This window comes from Xanthobacter sp. BG11Y11_SDJG, assembly GCF_057364445.1.
In genome coordinates, this window is the sequence record NZ_JBNFNU010000392.1 from 1 (window position 1) to 3,981 (window position 3,981).

Annotated in this window: 2 protein-coding genes and 1 pseudogene; 1 reads left to right on the forward strand and 2 read right to left on the reverse strand. The window is 72.6% G+C overall.

Going from position 1 to position 3,981, the window contains the following annotated elements; genetic code table 11:
• Positions 1-828, forward strand: an 828-nt coding sequence (locus tag AC2W7M_RS21420; RefSeq protein WP_486134751.1) for an alpha-amylase family protein, incomplete at its 5' end; no start/stop codon positions are given.
• Positions 829-885: 57 nt separating this feature from the next.
• On the opposite strand, the pseudogene purH reads toward AC2W7M_RS21420, so the two are convergent.
• Positions 886-2,473: pseudogene (purH, locus tag AC2W7M_RS21425) on the reverse strand (bifunctional phosphoribosylaminoimidazolecarboxamide formyltransferase/IMP cyclohydrolase).
• A 143-nt stretch (positions 2,474-2,616) separates the two neighbouring features.
• On the reverse strand, positions 2,617-3,924 hold the full coding sequence (locus AC2W7M_RS21430; RefSeq protein WP_486134752.1) for a heparinase II/III family protein: 1,308 nt from the start codon (positions 3,922-3,924) through the stop codon (positions 2,617-2,619).
• Positions 3,925-3,981 lie beyond the last annotated feature (57 nt).

Here is a 3,981-nt window from a genome sequence, read left to right on the forward strand (position 1 = left end):
ACCGCAACCGCCGCGCGCCGCCGGCGGAGCCCGGCTCGGAGACCCACCGCCAGCATCGACCTGCCCACGCGGGACCTGATGGACGGCATTGTCTGGCAGCTGCTCGCCTCCATGCTGGACCCGCACGGCGAGTGGGAGCGGCTTGGCGCCCACACGCTGATGCTGCAATGGTCGGTGCTGGACGGGGTGTCCTTCATCCCCAACCTGCTCGACCTGCCCACCATCGAGGACGCGCCCAACTGGCGCCGCATCCAGCGCGAGCCCTGGGCCAAGAAGATCGTCATGGGCCTCGCCTCCTACGGCAACGAGCCCAATGCCCGGCGCGATGTGGCAAAGCTCGCCGCGCTCTCGGCCAAGGTCGCGCGCGCCCGGCTGCCGTTCAAGCCGTCCGCCTTCTACTTCCCGGTGGAGATCGACCCCACCTGGCAGGACGCCGCGCAGATGGGGCCGCTGCTCGCCGACATCCCGCGGCCGCTCTGGGTGAGCTGCTACGACAATTCCAATGTCGGCGGCGCCGCGCTCGGCGACTGGCTGGCGAGCTTCCTGCCGAAGGACGTGGGCGTGATGCTGCAGGACGGCCTCGGCGGCCACATGCGCACCGCCGAATCCGCCCGCCAGTATGTGGAGGCGATGCGGGTGCGGCTCGGGCCGGAGCGCGTCATCCTGATCGCCGAGGCATTCCGCCCGGACGGCTCCGGCGGCCTGAGGGCCGCAACCGCGCAGGAACTGAGGCCCCAGCTCGACACCTATCGCGGCATCGAGACCTACGTGTTCGAGGGCCCGCACTACCTGTCGCGGCGCATCATCCGCCAGCTCACCGAAGGCTGAACCGGCACGGCGAGGCCGGCACGCGGGCCGGGCATGACCTCGGAGCGCGCCCGCCGCTCAGTGGCGGAAGTGGCGCACGCCGGTGAACACCATGGCGAGGCCGGCGGCGTCGGCGGCGTCGATCACCTCCTGGTCGCGCATGGAGCCGCCCGGCTGGATCACCGCCGTCGCGCCCGCCGCCACCGCCGCGAGCAGCCCGTCCGCGAACGGGAAGAAGGCGTCGGACGCCACCACCGAGCCCTTCGTCAGCGGTTCGGGCAGGCCCGCCGCCTCGGCCGCGTCCTCGGCCTTGCGGGCGGCGATGCGCGCCGAATCCACCCGGCTCATCTGCCCGGCGCCGATGCCCACCGTGGCGCCGTCCTTGGCATAGACGATGGTGTTCGACTTCACGTGCTTGGCGACCCGGAAGGCAAGCGCAGGTCTGCCAGCTCCTGCGCGCTCGGCGCGCGCTTCGTCACCACCTTCAGCTCCACGTCGTCGGCGCTGGCATTGTCGCGGCCCTGCACCAGGAGCCCGCCCGCGACCGTGCGCACGTCGAGGCCGGCGGCGCGCGGGTCCGGCAGGCCGCCGGTGATGAGCAGGCGCAGGTTCTTCTTGGCGCCCACCACGGCGATCGCCTCCTCGGTGGCGTCGGGGGCGACGATCACCTCGGTGAAGATCTCCACCATGGCCCGCGCGCCTCGGCATCCAGCGTGCGGTTGACGGCGATGATGCCGCCGAAGGCCGAGACCGGGTCGCAGGCCAGCGCCTTGCGATAGGCGTCCGCGAGCGAGGCGCCCTCGGCGACGCCGCAGGGATTGGCGTGCTTGACGATCACCACCGCCGCCGTACGCGCCGGCGGGAACTCGGCCACCGCCTCGAAGGCGGCGTTGGTGTCGTTGATGTTGTTGAAGGAAAGCTGCTTGCCCTGCACCTGGCGCGCCGTGGCCACCCCGAGCCGGTTCTCGCCGGAGGCGTAGAAGGCCGCGCTCTGGTGCGGGTTCTCGCCGTAGCGCAACGCCTCCAGAAGCTTGCCGCCGAAGGCGCGATAAGGCGGGGCGTCGAGCTTCAATTCGCCGGCGAACCAGTTGGAGATGGCGGCGTCATAGGCGGCGGTGCGGGCATAGGCGGCCTGGGCGAGACGCCGGCGCAGCGCCAGCGTGGTGCCGCCGTGTTCGGCGATCTCCTTCAGCACCGCCTCGTAGTCGGCCGCGTCCACCACCACCGCCACGTCGTGGTGGTTCTTGGCGGCGCCGCGGATCAAAGCCGGGCCGCCGATGTCGATGTTCTCGATGGTCTCGTCGAAGTCGGCGCCGCGCGCCACCGTTGCCTCGAACGGGTAGAGATTGACCACCACCAGGTCGATGGGGGCGATGGCGTGCTCGGCGAGCGAGGCCTGGTGCCCGGCATCGGCGCGGATGGCGAGGATGCCGCCATGCACCTTCGGGTGCAGGGTCTTCACCCGCCCGTCCATCATCTCCGGAAAGCCGGTGAGGTCGGACACGTCCTTCACGTCGAGGCCGGCGTCGGCCAGCGCCTTGCGGGTGCCGCCGGTGGACACCAGCTCCACGCCGCCCTTGGCGAGGGCGGTGGCGAACGGCACCAGCCCGGTCTTGTCCGACACCGAGATCAAAGCGCGGGTGACGGGACGGATATAGGCGGACATAAGCGGCTCCGGATGGTGGCGCCGCCGCCTGCGGCCGGAGACCGGCCGGGCAAGCGGGGAGGCGCGAAGGACGTTGCGGCACGCCGGGGGCGCACCGGATCGCCGCTCGCCTATCACCATTGGCGCCGGGGCGGAAGCGTCCGTCAGCGGGCGGGACGCCGGGGACGCGCCGGCGGCGGGGGTCGCCGCTCGCGGGTGCGCACGAAGGTCCAGATCAGGCGCGGCGTGTGCGCCGTGGAGCCGGCGAGCACCAATTGGGCGGTGCGGCGCGGCCCGCCGGGCGCGGCGAGATAGACGCTCTCCTCCACCGCCAGGGTCACGTGCGGGGCGGCGAACGCCCAGGCCTCGCCGTTGGGAAGGCTGAGCAAGGCGGTATGGGGATCGTCGAGCCGCTCCACTCGGACGCTCGGATGGAGATGGAAGCGCACGGCGAAGGGCGCTTCCGGCGTCGCCGCCCCGTCGGCGCCGGCGCGGAACACGTCCTCGCCGTCGAGCCGGCCGCCGTCCACCGCGAGGCGGAACGAGCGCTGGTGGACGATGCCGAAGGCGGCGAGATAGCCGTCGTGGCTCGCCCGCATCACCACGGCGCCGGAGCGGGCGCCGCGCTGCACGTCCACGGTGCGCGGCCCGGCGATGATCGGCACGCCCATGATGCGGCTCGCCTGCGCGCTCTGGAGGAAGCGGCACGAGGAGGTGTCGGCGATCACCGCCGTGGAATGGGCGGCGGTCGCGCGCGCCACCTGCCGCCAGGTATCGCGGCCGGTGGCCGGCACGCCGCAATTGACCACCATGCGGCAGCGGCCGGAGGAGAATTCGAACGAGAGGCAGCTGGCATGCGCCTCCCAGCTCACCGGCACCGGCGGCGGCGTGCCGGTGTCGGCGATCAGCACGCAGCCCTTGCCCTCCAGGCGCTGGTAGCCGCTAAAGGGCGCATTCGCCACCGGCGCGCCGCGCGCGTCGTCGAAGGCGAGGATGGTGGCGAGCTGGTCCGCCGCCGTGTGGCCCATGCCGTTGAAGTGCGCGAACGCGCCGTCGCCGTGCCGGAAGAAGCGCAGCATCGGCATCATCCGGTCGACCGCGTTCATCATCTCCGGCGGCGCCGGCAGGTTGCGGGCGGCGAACGCCTGGCGCAGCGGGAGCAGGTCCAGCAGCAGGTCGATCAGCATGCCGGGATTGCGCGAGAGCGGGCCGCCGTCGGGCAGGATCTGGCGCTCCAGCTCCTCGGCGAGGCGCCGCTCGGCCGCCTTCATGAGGCGTCCCTGGTCGGACATGCACAGGCCGGCGAAGGTGAGGGCCAAGAGCGAAAGAAGGCGCGGATAGCCGTCCGGCGCCTCGCCCGCGGCGCGGCGCAGCTGGCGCACCTGCCGGGCCAAAGAGCGCATGAAGCGGCGGTAGAAATCGTGGTCGGCATCCTGCAGCAGGAAGGTCGCCTGGGTGAGCCAGGAGATCACCCCGGCGCGCGGTCACGTCGGAGCGCGCCGCGACGGCGCGCGCGGCGCCGGGGGTCG